At 69.7% G+C, this 15,329-nt stretch carries 13 protein-coding genes and 1 pseudogene; 5 read left to right on the forward strand and 9 right to left on the reverse strand.

Annotated elements, in window-relative coordinates:
* Positions 1 to 14 precede the first annotated feature (14 nt).
* Complete coding sequence (locus ACHMXA_RS25190) at positions 15 to 818, reverse strand: IclR family transcriptional regulator (protein WP_019655123.1); 804 nt, start codon at positions 816 to 818, stop codon at positions 15 to 17.
* A gap of 195 nt (positions 819 to 1,013) precedes the next feature.
* Between ACHMXA_RS25190 and ACHMXA_RS25195 the strand changes: the two genes are divergently transcribed.
* From ACHMXA_RS25195 to ACHMXA_RS25215, 5 genes are all read left to right on the forward strand, one after another.
* Complete coding sequence (locus tag ACHMXA_RS25195) at positions 1,014 to 1,781, forward strand: ABC transporter substrate-binding protein (RefSeq protein WP_395316759.1); 768 nt, start codon at positions 1,014 to 1,016, stop codon at positions 1,779 to 1,781.
* Positions 1,782 to 1,795: 14 nt separating this feature from the next.
* The gene (gene ehuD / locus ACHMXA_RS25200) at positions 1,796 to 2,467 is read left to right on the forward strand and encodes an ectoine/hydroxyectoine ABC transporter permease subunit EhuD (RefSeq protein ID WP_395316761.1); all 672 of its coding nucleotides are present in this window, start codon (positions 1,796 to 1,798) and stop codon (positions 2,465 to 2,467) included.
* Positions 2,464 to 3,225: an amino acid ABC transporter ATP-binding protein gene (locus ACHMXA_RS25205; protein ID WP_395316763.1), complete on the forward strand. Its 762-nt coding sequence runs from the start codon at positions 2,464 to 2,466 to the stop codon at positions 3,223 to 3,225. The genes ehuD and ACHMXA_RS25205 overlap by 4 nt, the downstream gene beginning before the upstream one ends.
* Positions 3,222 to 4,502, forward strand: coding sequence for an NAD(P)/FAD-dependent oxidoreductase (locus ACHMXA_RS25210; RefSeq protein ID WP_395316764.1), 1,281 nt, complete (start codon positions 3,222 to 3,224; stop codon positions 4,500 to 4,502). The genes ACHMXA_RS25205 and ACHMXA_RS25210 overlap by 4 nt, the downstream gene beginning before the upstream one ends.
* A 104-nt stretch (positions 4,503 to 4,606) precedes the next feature.
* Complete coding sequence (locus tag ACHMXA_RS25215) at positions 4,607 to 4,999, forward strand: nuclear transport factor 2 family protein (RefSeq protein WP_395316765.1); 393 nt, start codon at positions 4,607 to 4,609, stop codon at positions 4,997 to 4,999.
* Positions 5,000 to 5,144: 145 nt separating this feature from the next.
* Here the strand turns inward: ACHMXA_RS25215 and ACHMXA_RS25220 are convergent, their stop codons facing one another.
* The 8 genes and pseudogenes from ACHMXA_RS25220 to ACHMXA_RS25255 form a co-directional block, all read right to left on the reverse strand.
* Complete coding sequence (locus ACHMXA_RS25220; RefSeq protein WP_395316766.1) at positions 5,145 to 5,516, reverse strand: hypothetical protein; 372 nt, start codon at positions 5,514 to 5,516, stop codon at positions 5,145 to 5,147.
* A gap of 131 nt (positions 5,517 to 5,647) precedes the next feature.
* The gene (locus ACHMXA_RS25225; RefSeq protein ID WP_395316768.1) at positions 5,648 to 6,304 is read right to left on the reverse strand and encodes a hypothetical protein; all 657 of its coding nucleotides are present in this window, start codon (positions 6,302 to 6,304) and stop codon (positions 5,648 to 5,650) included.
* A 97-nt stretch (positions 6,305 to 6,401) separates the two neighbouring features.
* Positions 6,402 to 7,340: an FHA domain-containing protein gene (locus tag ACHMXA_RS25230; RefSeq protein WP_176662745.1), complete on the reverse strand. Its 939-nt coding sequence runs from the start codon at positions 7,338 to 7,340 to the stop codon at positions 6,402 to 6,404.
* Between the two features lie 21 nt (positions 7,341 to 7,361).
* Complete coding sequence (locus tag ACHMXA_RS25235; RefSeq protein WP_395316770.1) at positions 7,362 to 9,611, reverse strand: TOMM precursor leader peptide-binding protein; 2,250 nt, start codon at positions 9,609 to 9,611, stop codon at positions 7,362 to 7,364.
* Positions 9,604 to 9,843, reverse strand: coding sequence for a hypothetical protein (locus ACHMXA_RS25240; protein WP_395321427.1), 240 nt, complete (start codon positions 9,841 to 9,843; stop codon positions 9,604 to 9,606). The genes ACHMXA_RS25235 and ACHMXA_RS25240 overlap by 8 nt, the downstream gene beginning before the upstream one ends.
* A gap of 121 nt (positions 9,844 to 9,964) precedes the next feature.
* Positions 9,965 to 10,360, reverse strand: a pseudogene (locus tag ACHMXA_RS25245) (class I SAM-dependent methyltransferase); the annotation flags it as partial.
* Positions 10,361 to 10,454: 94 nt separating this feature from the next.
* Positions 10,455 to 11,237, reverse strand: a complete 783-nt coding sequence (locus ACHMXA_RS25250) for a BMA_0021/BMA_0022 family TOMM bacteriocin (protein WP_395316771.1) — start codon at positions 11,235 to 11,237, stop codon at positions 10,455 to 10,457.
* A gap of 18 nt (positions 11,238 to 11,255) precedes the next feature.
* Positions 11,256 to 15,293: a TOMM system kinase/cyclase fusion protein gene (locus ACHMXA_RS25255; RefSeq protein ID WP_395316773.1), complete on the reverse strand. Its 4,038-nt coding sequence runs from the start codon at positions 15,291 to 15,293 to the stop codon at positions 11,256 to 11,258.
* Between the last annotated feature and the right edge of the window lie 36 nt (positions 15,294 to 15,329).

A 15,329-nucleotide genomic window follows, 5' to 3' on the forward strand; every position in this document is an offset into this window, starting at 1 on the left:
GAAAGCTTATGGCGTCAATCCACGCTGCGCGCCGAGCTGGTGAGCGAGCGCGCGCAAAGCAGCAGCGTGGGCGCCAGCTTGCGCACCGCCTCCTCCAGCGTCCAGCGGCTGGTGGGCGCCACCACGTGCACCGAGGCCACCGGCCGCCCCTGCGCGCCCAGCACGGGTGCGGCGATGGTCATGTCGCCCAGGAAGAGTTCCTCGGCATTGGTGGCGAAGCCCTGCTGCCGCGCCTGACGCAGCTCTTCCATGATCTCGTCCACGCCCGTGCGGGTGTGCATGGTGTGAGCCACGCGGTCGGACGACTCGATGAGCGCGCGCGCTTCGTCCTCAGGCAGCGCGCTCAAGAAGGCGCGCCCGGAAGCGGTGCAGTACATCGGAATGCGGCTGCCGATCGGCATGTGCACCGGCACGAACTGCGCGCTCACGAAGCGCGCCACGTAGACCATGTCCAGCCCGTCGGGCTCGGTGAGGCAGGAGGTCTCGGTCGTCACCTTGGTGAGCTCCGACAGGAACGGGTTGGCCACGTCGATCAGCGAATGGGCCGCCAGGTAGTTGAAGCCGATCTCCATGACGCGCGGCGTGAGCTGGTAGCGCCGCGTCTTCGGGTGCTTGCGCACGTAGCCCAGCTTCTCGAGCGTGAAGACCATGCGCTGGGCCGAGCTCTTGGTGATGTCGGTGGCCTCGGCCACGTCGGCCAGCGTCATGGTGCGGCGCCGGGCGCTGAAGGCGCGCAGCACCGCCAGGCCCTTCTCCAGCGACTGGTTGAAAAGCAGGCTCTGGCTGTCTTCGGGGGCTGTGTCGGGTGTGGCGTCCATGGCTGGGGAGTATAGCGACAGTCGCTTTAAATATCGAATATCGATACTTTAGATTCGAATAGTGGTTTTCATTTATTGATTAAAGATTCAAAAGAATCGAATATTGGCATGCATGTTGCATCGCGGATGCCGACCGTTTTCGCTCACCTCCACTCGCCTTCTTCTTCAACTTCCCTTCCTTCGAGGAGTGCTTCCATGAATCGCATCGTTCGCCGCCTTCATCGCCTGGCCCTGGGTCTTTGCATCGCCGGCGCCGCCTCGCTGGCGGCCGCGCAGGGCGCCACGCCCACCTTCAACGTGGGCGCCACGGCCACCGGCGTGCCCTTCACCTTCCTCGACGTGAAGACCAACAGCATCCAGGGAATGATGGTCGACACCGTCACCGCCGTGGGCAAGGCGGGCGGCTTCGGCGTGAACGTGCAGCAGACGGTGTTCTCGGCGCTGATTCCCTCGCTCACGGCGCGCAAGATCGACATCGTCTCGGCCGCCATGCTCAAGACGCCGGCGCGCCAGGAGGTGGTCGACTTCAGCGACCCGGTGTATTCGTACGGCGAGGGCCTGATCGTGAAGGCCGACGACGCCCGCGCGTATGTCTCGCTCGACGAGCTCAAGGGCGAGGTGGTGGGCGCGCAGGTCGGCACGGTGTTCCTGGACATGCTCAACAAGAAGGGCATCTTCAAGGAGGTGCGCAGCTACGACTCGGTGGCCGACATGACGCGCGACCTCTCGCTCGGGCGCATCAAGGCGGGCCTCGGCGACCAGCCCATCATGGCCTACCAGATCCGCCAGAACACCTTCCCCGGCGTAAAGCTGGTCGACAGCTACAAGGCCGTGAACGTGGGCGACGTCTGCCTGGTGGTGCGCAAGGGCGACACCGAGACGCTGGCACGCATCAACAAGGCGATCGCGGCGATCAAGGCCGACGGCACCCTTGCGAAGATCGTCCAGAAGTGGGGCATCTGAAGGCGCGCTGACCGATGGCTGCCCCCACCTTCCTACAGCACGCGCAGGACTTCCTGCCGATCCTCCTGCAGGGCGCGATCGTCACCGTGCAGGTGACCGTGCTTTCCTTCCTGCTGAGCAGCGTGCTCGGCCTGGGCCTCGCACTGATGAAGCTCTCGCCGGTGCGCCCCTTGTCGATGGCGGCCACCGCGGTCATCAACGTGATCCGCGGGCTGCCGATCATCGTGCAGCTCTTCTATATCTACTTCGTCCTGCCGGATTTCGGCGTGCAGCTCACGGCCTTCCAGGCCGGCGTGATCGGGCTGGGCATCGCCTACTCGGCCTACCAGGCGGAGAACTTCCGCGCCGGCATCGAGGCGGTCGACCCGGGCCAGCGCGAAGCGGCGCAGGCCATGGGCATGCGCTCGGCACTGATCATGCGGCGGGTGATATTGCCGCAGGCCTTTCGCATCGCGCTGCCGCCCTACGGCAACACGCTGGTGATGATGCTGAAGGACTCCTCGCTGGTCTCGACCATCACCGTGGCCGAGATGACGCGCGCCGGCCAGCTCATCGCCTCGTCCACCTTCCAGAACATGACCGTCTACACGCTGGTCGCCCTGCTCTACCTGCTGATGAGCCTGCCGCTGGTGTACGGCCTGCGCCGGCTCGAGAAGCGCTTCGCCGCCGGGAGGAAGCAGCCATGATCCACGTCGAGGGACTCGAGAAGCGCTTCGGCGCGCACCGCGTGCTGCAGGGCGTGAGCCTGCACGTGGACAAGGGCGAGGTGGTGTGCCTGATCGGCCCGTCGGGCTCGGGCAAGTCGACCGTGCTTCGCTGCATCAACGCGCTGGAGTCGTACGAGGGCGGCGAGATCCGCGCCTTCGGCGAGCGCGTGGACCGCAACGCGCCCAGCATCCACCGGCTGCGCAGCCGCATGGGCATGGTGTTCCAGCGCTTCAACCTGTTCCCGCACCGCACGGTGCTGGAAAACGTGATGGAAGGCCCGGTGTACGTGCTGCGCCAGGGCGCGGCGCAGGCACGCGAGGAAGCCATGGCGCTGCTGGCCAAGGTCGGCCTGGCCGAGAAGGCGCAGGCCTGGCCCGCGCAGCTCTCGGGCGGGCAGCAGCAGCGCGTGGCCATCGCCCGTGCCCTCGCGATGAAGCCCGAGGCCATGCTGTTCGACGAGCCCACGTCGGCGCTCGACCCCGAGCTGGTCGGCGACGTGCTCGGCGTGATGCGCGCGCTGGCCGACGAGGGCATGACCATGATCGTGGTCACGCACGAGATGGGCTTCGCCCGCGAGGTGGCCGACCGCGTGTGCTTCCTGCACAGCGGCAGCATCGTCGAGGAAGGTCCGGCCGCGCAGGTGCTGGGCGCGCCGCGCCATGCGCGCACGCAGGACTTCCTGCGGCGCGTGCTGCATCCTTCCGGTGCCGCGGCGTCCGCGGAGGTGCGCGCATGAGTGCTGGCGCACTGCCACCTTCCCTCTGGGCCGCCACTGCGCCGCCTGCCCCGCCGACACCGCCGCTGGCCGAATCGCGCAGGGCCGACGTGCTGATCGTCGGCGGCGGCTTCACGGGCCTCTCGGCCGCGCTGCACCTGGCCGAGGCCGGCGCGCAGGTCTGCGTGCTGGAGGCGCACGAGCCCGGCTGGGGCGCCTCGGGGCGCAACGGCGGGCAGGTGAACCCGACGCTGAAGCACGACCCCGACGAGCTCGTGCGGATCTTCGGCGCCGAGCGCGCCGAGCCGCTGATCGACGCGGTGTCGGGTTCGGCCGACCTTGTGTTCGACCTGATCGCGCGCCACCGCATCGACTGCCAGCCGGTGCGCAACGGCTGGCTGCAGCTTTCCTATTCGCAGAAGGACGTGGCCGGCCTGCACGCGCGCGCCGCGCAATGGGCCAGGCGCGGCGCGAAAACGGAAGCGCTGGACCGCGCGGCCGTCGCGGCGCGGCTGGGCACCGACACCTTCGCCGGCGGCTGGCTCGACGGCCGCGCCGGCGGCATCCAGCCGCTGGCCTACACACGCGGGCTGGTGCGCGCCGCCCAGGGCCTGGGCGCGGCGGTGCACGGCGGCACCGAGGTCACGGCGCTGGAACGGCGCGGCTCGCAGTGGCACGCCAGCACGTCGACGGGCGCGAGCGTCACCGCCGAGCAGGTGCTCATCGCCACCAACGGCTACACCGGCGCGCTGTGGCCGGGCCTGAAGCGCACGGTGCTGGCGGCCAACAGCTTCATCGTGGCGACCGAACCGCTGAAGGGCGCGGCGGCCCACGCCATCCTGCCGCGCGGAGAGACGGCCTCGACCTCGCAGCGCCTGCTGCTGTACTTCCGCAAGGACGCACAGGGCCGCCTGCTGATGGGCGGACGCGGCCATTTCGCCGATCCGGCCGGACCCGCTAACTTCGCGCACCTGGAGCGCTCGCTGGAACTGCTGTTCCCGCAGCTCGGTCCGCTGCGCTACGAGTACCGCTGGGCCGGCCGCATCGCCGTCACGCGCGACTTCATGCCGCACGTGCACACGCCGGCGCCGGGCATGACGATCGCGCTGGGCTACAACGGCCGCGGCATCGCGCTGGCCACGAGCATGGGCAGGCACGTGGCGGCGCGGATGCTGGATGCGGGGGCGGATTTTCCGTACCCGGTGTCGCCGATCCGGCCGATTCCGCTGCACGGGCTGCAGCCCTTCTACATCGCGGGCGGCGTGGCCTGGTACAGCCTGCTGGACCGGCTGTCCTGAGAAACGAGCCGCCGCGGAGTCGCCTATGCGCGCGCGGCACCTTGCCACGCGGCGCGCGCCTGCGTCAAATGGCGGGCATCGACCACAACAGCCTCAGGAGACTCATGCCGATCGACACCCTCGCCACCTGGCACCGGCTCGTCAAGGAACGCGATGTTGCGGGGCTCGACGCCCTGCTCGACGACGACGCCGTCTTCCATTCGCCGGTGGTGCACACGCCCCAGGCCGGCAAGCGCATCACGAAGAAATACCTGGCCGCGGCGTTCCAGGTCTTCTTCAACGAGAGCTTCCGCTACGTGCGCGAGCTGAAGTCGGAGCGCGACGCGGTGCTCGAATTCGCGCTGGAGCTCGACGGCATCCAGATCAACGGCGTCGACATGATGAAGTGGAACGACGAAGGAAAGATCACCGAGTTCAAGGTGATGCTGCGCCCGCTGAAGGCCGTGAACCTGATCCACCAGAAGATGGGCGCCCAGCTGCAGGCGCCCGCCCCCTAACCCCTGCAGCTTCGCCCAACGCCCCGCCCCTGGCCCTGCGCCCCATTCGCGGGACACCGCGGAACCGGCTCCGCCGGGCCGCAGGTGTCGCCCCCGGAAGGGGGTTGGCGAAGCGACACGAAGTGCGCGAAGCCTGGGGGAGAGCTTATTCCGCCACGACCTGCAGCGTGCCCTGCACGCTGTACGCGCGCACGCACATGCGGGTCAGCTGCACCAGGAACTGGAACACCGCCGGCTCGCCCAGACAGTCGGGCGTGATCGCCATGATGTCCTTGCGCAGCTCCATCAGCCGGTTGCCCGACATCGCCATCTCGGCAGAGGCGCCGTAGTAGTTCTTCCAGAAGTCCTGCAGCAGGCCGCGCTTGACCTCGTCGATCACCAGCGTGTAGCCCCGCTCCCAGACCGTTTCGGCCATGGGCAGGCAGTCGACGTCCGGGTCCTCCAGGCGCGCGCCCGGAGGCACCATGAACACGCGCCGCGTCGCGATCCGTTCAAACGCGGATCGCTGCGGGCGCATGGCCGGACTCCGCAAGTTCGCTGGCAACGACCGGCGTGGCGCGAGAAATGGGGAAATGATGGTTTGCAGCATGGCGTGTTGGCCTCATGGTCGACGTCCTCAACGGACCTGGATGTGTGACAGCAGGAATTTCAGGCCGCGAGCAGTCGCAGGCGGCTCGCGTTCGAATGGGCCAGGCTCTCCGGCTGGTCCCAGGTGTCGTCCGCGTTCAACGTGGTGGTCAGGGAATACACGCCGGGCGGATAGCGCAGCTCCAGCGGGTTGTCGATCGCGCTCGCGTCGATCACGTCGCCTTCCTGGTAGTCGCCGTAGGCGAGGAAGTACTTCGGATTCGGCGAGATGGCCAGGTTCTGGTTGGGACGCGCCTGCACCGCGTACACCGTGCTCCCTCCCATGGTCACGCCCACGGCAGCGGCCGACCTGGCCGGGATGCCCGCCGACTGCGCGAGATAGAAGCGCGACTGCTCCGGCCCCTGCGTGGGGTTCATGAACCTGTAGGTGCGATTGCAGTCGAGCGTGATCTTGTTGTTCGGGCCGCTCGGCGCGTAGGTCTCGGTGGGGGTGAACTGGGCGCCGGGCTGCAGCTCGCCGGTTTCGGCCCAGGAGAAGCCGGTGTCGACGCTCCACTGGAACTTGACGCGGGAGTTCGGCCCCGGGTTCGAGAACCTGACGAACCAGGCCAGCGACAGCGCATTCGGCGCCAACTGCGTCGGGTCGTTCTGGAACACCATGAAACAGCCCGGATGGCTCGCATGGTTGTTGACCGCGACGGAGTAGATCATTCCCATGGCGACTTCCCACAAGCAAGTGATTGACACTCCGGGCCACGATGGCTCCGGAGCTGTCACTCTAGGGAGTGCGGGGAACGAACGGAATTACAGAAGATTACACAGGTTGCGCCCCGCCACGTATCTCGAAGGGGTAGTTACCGAGGCGCACGTTGCCCCGGCGCCGCTCGACCAGCGGCGGCTCCGCCAGGTTCGGCGGCAGCGCATTCAGGATCTGGTGCTTGGCGCGGAAGATCTGGATGTTCACGTAGGAGGGCTCCACGCCCAGCATGCGCGACAGCTCGTCCAGCCCGATCCAGCCCTGGCTCTGCGGCGCGACGCCCCTCTGGGCGTCCTTCTGGCGCAGCCGCGCGAGCGTGACCAGGGTGTAGTGGTGGATGCGCTCGCCCAGCGGCACCGACTTGCCCTGCGCCACCAGGTTCAGGCTCGTGTGCTCCTCGTTCTGGCTCACGTCGAAGTGCAGCGCCACGTCGGCCGCCGCCGGAGCCGGGGCGGCAATCGGGTTCTCGGAGGTGAAGGCCAGGTCGTCGCACAGCACGAACTCCCAGGTGCTGCCCGAGGTGCGGACCATCGCTCCGTCGCCCAGGTGCTCGATGCCGTCGATGTGCTCCAGCATCCACTTGCCGTCCTGGAAGTAGACGTTCGCCTCGGGCTGCTGCTCGTCCGGCAGCAGGTTCTCGCGCAGGCTCAGCGCCACCATGGCGCCGGCGCCCTCGACGGGAAAGAGGCAGGTGGCCGGCGGAGCCAGGTCGTCCACGATCCAGACCGAGTCGTCGCCCACGCCCATGCGGACTTCGGCGCCCGCGGACAGCGCCGTCCACCGGCCGCTGGCCAGGCGCTCGCCGTTCATCGTGGTGCCGTTGCGGCTCTGGTCGACGATTTCCCAGGTGTGCCTGTTCCAGCGAACCATCGCGTGAACCTGCGACACGTCCGGCGCCTGAAGCACCGTCTGGCACACCGAGGCGCGGCGACCGAAGGCGTGCACTGGCCGCAGCACGGTGGCTCGCCGGTCGAGCTTGTTCCTGAAGATGGCCATCTTTTCTTCTCCTTCGCGATATCAGACGTAAAGCGCCTGCGGATTCAGGTCGGCTTCACGTACCAGAGTGTCGCGCCATCCCAGCTCGACCGGCACGCGGTACAGGCGCGGATTGCCAAGCTCCGGCCAGATATGGCAAAGCCCCGGCACCACCACCTTCACCGTGCACAGCGGCACGTCGGGGCGAGTGTGGTCCAGGACGATGGTTTCCAGCCCGAGCGAGGCGGCGATGCCCACGCACCGGCGGATCTCGGCGGCGATGTCGGCCCGCCCCCCGGGAACGGCTGGCGCCGCGCCTGCCGTGCCCGCCGGCATGAGGAAGGCCGGCGGCGCGCCCTCCTCCGTGCCCTCCCCGACCTCCTCCGCGCCTTCGTCGGCCGGCACCGCAAGGGTCTTGCCGGCCGCGATCAGCTGGCTCATCTCCGTCAGCGCGCGCTCGCAGGCCAGCGGGCGGTCGGGGCTGCAGCCGAAGCCGATGGCCCAGGCGCCCGTGTCGCGGTGCCGGCCGACGGCAACCACCACCGGAATGCCGAAGTCGTGCGTGATGTCGAGCACCCAGCGCTCCCAGCGCGGGCCGCAGGCGCGCTCGATGCGCCCGAGGATCTCGTCCGGCAGGCTGTCGAGCCCGATCGCCGGCCTGCGATGCCGGCCGTACCACCAGACGGCGGCGGCATCGCGCTCCACCAGTTCCAGGAAGCCCTGGAGGATGGCCTCCTCGCGCGTGTTGCCCGCCGCGCAGCCGTTCGAAGTCCAGCCCACATGGAAGTGGCTCTGCGCCGGCGCGTTGGCGAAGCAGAAGGACAGCGGCAGGTAGCGGCGCTCGTCGGCCGTGAGCGACCAGGCGGGCGTCCACCACGTCGGCGTTTCATGCGACGAAGCCAACGGGGCCACCGCGTGCGGCGGCTTGTGCGTGCCGAAGCGCTCGCGCTGCCGCTCGCTGAAGAGCGCCAGCGCCCGTGGATCGATGCAGGGCGCGTCCAGGCCGGCGGCGGGCGCGATCACCCACGCCTCGTCGCCCTGGAAGAAGGCGGCGTGCCGCTCGGCCGCCTCGCACAGCGCGCTGGCACGGGACTGCTCCATCGACATGCCCTTGCCCAGGCACACCTGGGTCAGCACGCCGGGAAGCTCGTCGTCGCCCGGCGGCGGCGTCCTGGAGATTTCGCTGCGATAGACCGTCAGCGCGCCCTGCGCCTCGGCATTGAGCGGCACGATGCGCGCGATCACGCCGCTCAGCGGGCTGACGTGACGCATGAGCCGCTCCACCGTGACGGCCGCGGGCACCGTGCGCCAGCCGCCGTCGTGGCTGGCGGTGGGCAGGCCCGGCGCCAGCACGATGCGCTCGCGCTGCCGCCGCGAGACCAGCCCCGGCGTTCCGCAGTGCGGGCACTGCGGGCGGATGGCGATGGAGTGCTGCGGCTGCGGCGAATCGAGCACCTCCACCCGCGCGGCGTCGGCCTGCGCGGCGATGCGCAGCGCGACGGGCAACAGCCGCTCGAGCCGCTCGCCGACCAGCCCTGCGCTCGCCCGCACCGGAAAGCCCATGCCGGCGCTGCCATGCCGTGTCTGCCACCAGGCACGCGCCGGCCGGTTCCGCAGCCAGCGGTGCGCGAGGCAATGCCAGCACGGACCGGGCTGCGCCGCGCCCGGCCTGAAGACGGGGCCGGCCATCGCCTGCTCGCCGGTGGGTTTGACCGGCAGCCAGGCGCGGCCGCGAGCGCGCTGCTGCGCGTCGATGGTGCCGAGCCGCGGGTCTAGGTAGTCGTCGCAGAACACGAGCGTGAGGCCGGTGCCGGCGGGCAGCCCTTGCGACAGGGCCAGTGCCCAGCGGCTCGCCGCCTCCTCGCTCACCGCACCCGACAGCACGACGGCGTCCACGTCGGCCGAGAGAGCCGAGCCCACCGTGCGCGGCGTGCGCGGCGTGCGCGTCGTGCGCGAATACGCCTTCGAAAAATCAGGCACGAAATGGAAGTCCGCGCCGTCCGCCGCCACGGGCCGCACGAGCCCCTGGCGCGCCAGCGCTTCGAGCGCATGCAGCATCTGCGCGAGCGGCGCGGCCGCGCCCTCGGCACGGCAATGCGCCGCGAGGCTGGTGCCTTCGCGCAGCACCCGCTCGACGGCCATCACGCCCGGCGAGCCGAGCACCAGCAGGTCGTTCTCGCTCGCCAGCAGCAAGCGGTCATCGAGCACCACGGGCGGCAGGAACCTGTCGTGCCAGCGAAAGACGTCGCCGAAGAAATCGGGCGGCGCGCCCTTGCCCGGGCCTTCACTCATTGGCTTGCGGGCCCAGTTCGAGCCGCACCACGCCGTAGGGCCAGGCCCCGGTCGTGGCCCGGAACGCGGCCTCGAACAGGCTGTGGCGCTCCGAGAACTGCGCGTAGATGTGGTCTTCGGACAGCACCCGCATCGCCGCCGGATGCAGGCCGGCGATCTGCGCCGCGTTCTCGAAGCCCGACACCACCGGCAGCCGCATGCCGCCCACGGCCATGGACTGGCGCGCGAGCACCGGGATGAACGTGGTCGAACAGCAGGACGCACGGGGCCTTCGCATGCTCGAAGCGCCCGGCGAGGCTGCGCAGCAGGGCTTCCAGCGGGGCCTGCGGCAGGTAGGGACACACGCCCTCCAGCATCGCGAGCACCGGGCGTTCGCCGGGCAGGCCGGCGGCGTCGAGCCAGCTCGGATCGAGAACGGAGCATGCGAGCTCGCTCTCTTCTTCGCCGCGCGCGATGTGGCGTTCGCGCAGCTCGATGGCCTCGGGCAGGTCGATGTTGAGCCAGCGCGAGCGCGCCACCAGGGCGGGGGCTAGCCGGCTGCGCCGCGTGCACAGGCCCGCGCCCAGCGAGAGGCACAGGGCCTCCGGATGGGCGGAAAGGAATTCGGCCGCGAAACGGTCGAACAAGGCGGCGCGCAGGACGATGCTCCTGACGAAAGCCTCGTCCGCCGCATAGGCGGAGATGTCGAAGGGCAGCGACGCGGCGATGCGTCGTGCCTCGGGATCGGAGAACACCGACGCGTCGGCCACGGCGCCGGAATTGGCGCGCGCGGCCAGCGTCAGCAGGAGCGTGGCCGTGGCGCCCTGCAGCGCGCCTGCGGCCGGCCCCTGCCCTGTCGCGGACTCAGCAGGTGAACGGATAGGGGTCGCCCGTGTTGTTGTACGAGGTGAGCGCGACGGCGCGCATGCTCTCTTCCACCGGCGCCGTCGGGTAGTTCAGGCGGATGGCGTTCTTGATGAGCGAGCCGTCGGCGTTCTTCAGGTTCCATTCGCCCTTCGCTGCGTCCCAGGTGAGGGCCGAGTTGGTGGTGAACAGGATCTTGAAGTTGAACGGGTTGTTGTAGCCCAGCCATTGGCTCAGCACGTTCGCCTTGTCTACGTCGGGGTCGCGCGTCAGCTGATAGAGCAGCTCGGGCGATTGCCATGCGATGGCGATCGCGCGCAGCACCACGCCGCCGAAAGCCAGCAGCGAGCCGTCGCCGCCGCCCGGAATGCCCAGGCCCGTGGGCAGCGCGCCGCCCACGATGCCGGGAGGCGGTTCGAACGCCGCGGGGGCGCCCATGAAGTTCGGGAACAGCTGGTAGTAGGCGGCCAGGGCTTCCGTGGCGTTCGACGACGGTGCCTGCGGCAGCACGATGACGAAGGAGTCGTCGGGGCCGACCCAGCCCGAGGTGAGCATCGGCTTCCATTCGGCGCGCTGGGCCGGATCGGGGCTCAGGAACAGCGACACGTCGAGCAGGGGCCATAGCGTCGGCAGGCCAAAGTCGGCATGCAGCATGGGCTGGATGTCCTGCTGGTCGAGCAGCTTGGCGCGGTAGGCGTCCTCCTGCCACGAGCGGGCGATGGCGCGCAGGTAGGCAAGACGGAACTCGAGCAACGGATCGCCGCTTTGGACTGGGGAGGTCATGATTACTTCATCCTTGTTTCAAGAGGAAATGGGCGCATGCGGGAACATGCGCGCGGGCAATTCCGGCCGCAGAGCGGCCAGATCCTTCAGGCGCGCGGCCACGTCGGGCGAGGCGGAATCCGCCAGTGCCTGCAACGCCGCCAGGGCCTCGTATTCGGTTCTGTGCTTGGCGCCTTCGCGCGCCACTTCGGCGGCTTTCGAGAAGCACGCGGCCACCGCCTCGCGATCGCCGCCGGCGGCCTGCAGGTAGCGGGCCTTCTGCAGGTGCAGCTCGGAGCGGTAGAGCCCTTCCTTGAGCTCGTCGGTCATGCGCAGCGATTCGTCGATGCGCTCCAGCGCCTCGTCCCAGCGGCCGTTGGCGGCCAGCGTGTCGGCGGCGAAGGCGCGGTAATAGGTCTGGCAATAGCGGCAGCCCATGCCCCACAGCGCCTGGATCCAGGCATCGGCCTGCGCGATGTTGGCGACGTCGCCGGTGGCCCAGCAGCGGATGATCTCCGCGTAGCCCTGGAACGCCGGCAGGCCGTAGCGCTGCGTGATGCCCAGCAGCTCGCCGGTGCTCACCAGCGCGCGCGCCTTGTCGTTGCGGCCCTGGTGGCCCAGGCTCTGGTAGAGCAGCGCCATGCTCAGCGACGGGATGTGCGACATCTCGCGGGCCCAGCGCACGGCATTTGTCGCGTCGGCGCGCGCGGCCGCGTCATGGCCCGCGAACCAGCGCACCAGCGCGCGGCCGGTGGTCGCCCACACGCGGGTGTCGAAGCCGAAGTCGGCCGCATGGTGCGCATGGGCCTCGGGGTTGTAGCGCTCGACCGCGTCGCTCAGCGACTGCTCGGCGCGCTCGAAGTCGCCGTCGGAATAGTGCGCGAGCCCGAGGTAGGTCTGCGCCGCGACGAACACGCCCTGGTCCTGGTGCTGCACGGCCTGGTCGAGCAGGCGGTTGCTCAGCTGCTGCACTTCGGCGCGGTTGCTGGCCACGTGGTGGAAGGTGATCAGCGTCCACAGGTGCTGCACCTGCTTCTCGCGCGGCACCTGGTCGGACAGCAGCTCCTGCGACAGCGCGATGCGGTCGACCACCTGCGCATGCGCCCAGCCGTACTTGTTCATCATGGCCTGCGTGACGTAGCTGTTCACGTCCAGCCGCGCCTCGCGCTGCGCCTCGCCTTCCAGGTGCGCCATCCAGCCGTCGATGTGCTGGGCGTAGGAAATCGTTTCGTCGTTGAGCGAGCGGTGCTGCGTGATGCGCAGCTGGCGCACCGCCAGCGCCACCGCCTGCGCGTACTCGCCCGCATCGGCCCAGTGCTGGGCCACGCTGCCGGGCTCGCTCGCCACGTGCTGCGGCTGGCTGTCCATCAGCGTCTGCGCGACGTTGCGGTGCAGCTGCCGGCGCTGCGCGACCAGCATGCTTTCGTAGGCGGTGTCGCGGATCAGCGCGTGGCGGAAGATGAAGCTGCCCGGCTGCCCGGCCGGCGCGACCAGGCCCGCGTCGAGCAGCACGGCCATGTCCTTGTCCATCGCCTCGGCGCTCTTGCCCGAACAGGCGCACAGCAGCTCGGCATCGAACTGGCGCCCGATGGTGGCGGCGAGCTGCAGCAGGCCCTTGACGGGGCCGAGCCGGTCGAAGCGGCTCACCAGCGAGTCCCGCAGCGTGACCGGAATCGCGGCAGGCTGGGCCGTGTCCTTGAAGACCCAGATGCCGTCCTTCTCAACCAGGTAGGCGTCGAGCATCATGCGCGCCATTTCCTGGATGAACAGCGGCACGCCGTCGGTGCGCTGCACCACGTTGTCGATCACCTGCGGCGCGGCGACGCGCGGCGCCAGCGCCTGCCGCGCCAGCTCGGCGGCCTGCGCGTCCTCGAGCCGGCGCACCTCGATGCACTCGGCCTGCATGGCGTCGGGCTTCGCCCATTCGGGGCGCGCGGTGAGCACCAGCAGCACGCGACGCTGCGGCAGCTGGGCAATGAGCTGCTCGACGAATTCGATGGTCGTGGGGTCGGCCCAGTGCACGTCCTCCAGCAGCAGCAACACCGCAGCCGACTCGGCCATGTGCAGCAGCCACTGCGCGATCGACTGCAGCAGCAGCGCCTTCTGCATCGGCGGCGACATCTGGCTCGGCGCGCGGTCGCCCAGCGGCAGCGACAGCCACGCGCAGAAGATCGGCAGCACGGCCTCGCCGTCGCAGCCGGCGGCCTGCAGGGCCTCGCGCAGGCGCTCGCGGCGCGCCTCGGGCGAGGCGGCGTCGGGCATGGCGTCGAGCCGCTGGCGCAGCAGCGCGAGGAACGGCGTCAGCGCGTTGTTCTGGTTCTCGGGCTGGCACTGCGCGACGACGGTCTGCAGCCCTTCCTTGGCGACCTGCTCGCGCAGCACGTCGGCCAGGCACGACTTGCCGATCCCCGGCTCGCCGCGGATCCACACCGCGCCGCCCTGTCCTTCGCGGGCCCGGGTCCAGGCCGTGCTCAGTTGCTGCAGCTCGGCCTCGCGGCCGATGCAGGCCTTGTGCAGCGCCTGCTCGGCGAAGCCGTCTGAGGCCAGCGCCTGCTGCTCGCCGCCGAGGCGATAGGTCTGGACGCCGCCGGACTGGCCCGGCAGCGTCACCGTGCCGGCCTTGTCGAAGCTCGCGTGGCGGCTCAGCAGGCGGTAGCTGCTCTCGCTCGCCAGCAGCGTGCCGGTGTCGGCCACGCCTTCGAGCCGCACCGCGACGTTGACGGCATGGCCCGACGGGATCTCGCCGGCCGCGACGATCGCCATGCCGGTGTGCATGCCCATGCGGATACCGAGGTGCACGCCGTGCTCCTGCTCGATGGCGGCGGAGCGCTGGCGGCTCAGCGCGATCAGCTCCATGGCCGTGCGTCCGGCCTGGCGCGCGTCGGTGTCGCTGGCGTGCGGATAGCCGAAGAGCACGATCATCCGGTCGCCCAGCGTGCCCGCGAGCAGGCCGCCGCGGCGGGTGGCGGTCTCGGAGAACAGGGCCAGCTCGTTGCGCTGGAGCAGTTCGAGGTTCTCGATGTCGGAGGGCAAGGCCTCGTCGGCGCTCTCGTCGTCCGCAGCGTCGGGCCACACCGAGACGCTGCAGCACAGCACGGTGAGTTGGCGCTTCTCGGAGAAGCCGCGCGTGGTGATGACGGTCTGCGCCAGCGCTTCGTCCTGCGCCTGCTTGGCCGAGCGCAGCACGCCCACGAGGTCGTCCAGCCGCAGACGGCCGAGCTCGGCCAGCAAGGTGGCGGCGGAATCGCTGCGGTCGGCGGCCTTCTTGCGCAGCGCCTGCCGCAGCACGGAAGCCACCGGGTGGCTGGCGATCTCGGCGGGCAGCGGCACCTCCTGCGGGCTCAGCTGCTGGTGAAGGATCTCGGCCGCCGAGGCGCCGCGGATGGCGGGCGCGCCGGTGAGGCACTCGATGAACATCAGGCCCCATGCGTACAGGTCCGACTTCACGCCGGGCGGCTCGCCGCGCAGCTGCTCGGGCGCGCTGTAGGCCGGCGTGCCCAGGGCCTCGTCGGTCATCGTGAGCGTGGGGAACTCGTCGCCGCGGTTCGACGGAATGACGGTGCCGATGCCGAAGTCCAGCACCTTCGCGTGCGGCACGGCACCGGTGAAGGTGACCATCACGTTGTCGGGCTTCAGGTCGCGGTGCACGATGCCGGCGCTGTGCGCGCAGTCGAGCGCGTCGAGCACCTCGGCCATCAGGTGCCCTGTCTCGGTGGCGGTGAGCGAACCCTTGCGGCGGATCAGGCTGGTGAGCGTCTCGCCCGGCACATATTCGAAGACGCCGTAGACGCAGGGGCCCTGCTCGCCCTTGTCGAGCAGCTGCACGATGTGCGGGTGGTGCAGCGAGGCGCACAGTTTCGTCTCGCGATGGAAGCGCGCCACGCGCTGGCTTCCCACCTGCAGCTTCACGACCTTGATCGCGACCACGGTGCCCGTGCTCTTCTGCAGTGCGCGATACACCGTGCCGTAGCCGCCGGCACCCAGCTCCTCCAGCAACTCGTAACCGGGAATCTCCAGCGGATCGGTCGGATTCGGCTGCAACGCCGGGGGCGTGGGATTGGTGACTGCGTCCTGCATTTCAGTCTCGTCGTGATGGAGCTTCGATGGTCCTCC

Origin of the sequence: Variovorax sp. UC74_104 (genome assembly GCF_044055375.1) — a bacterium.
In the GTDB taxonomy this organism is placed as follows: Bacteria; Pseudomonadota; Gammaproteobacteria; order Burkholderiales; family Burkholderiaceae_C; genus Variovorax.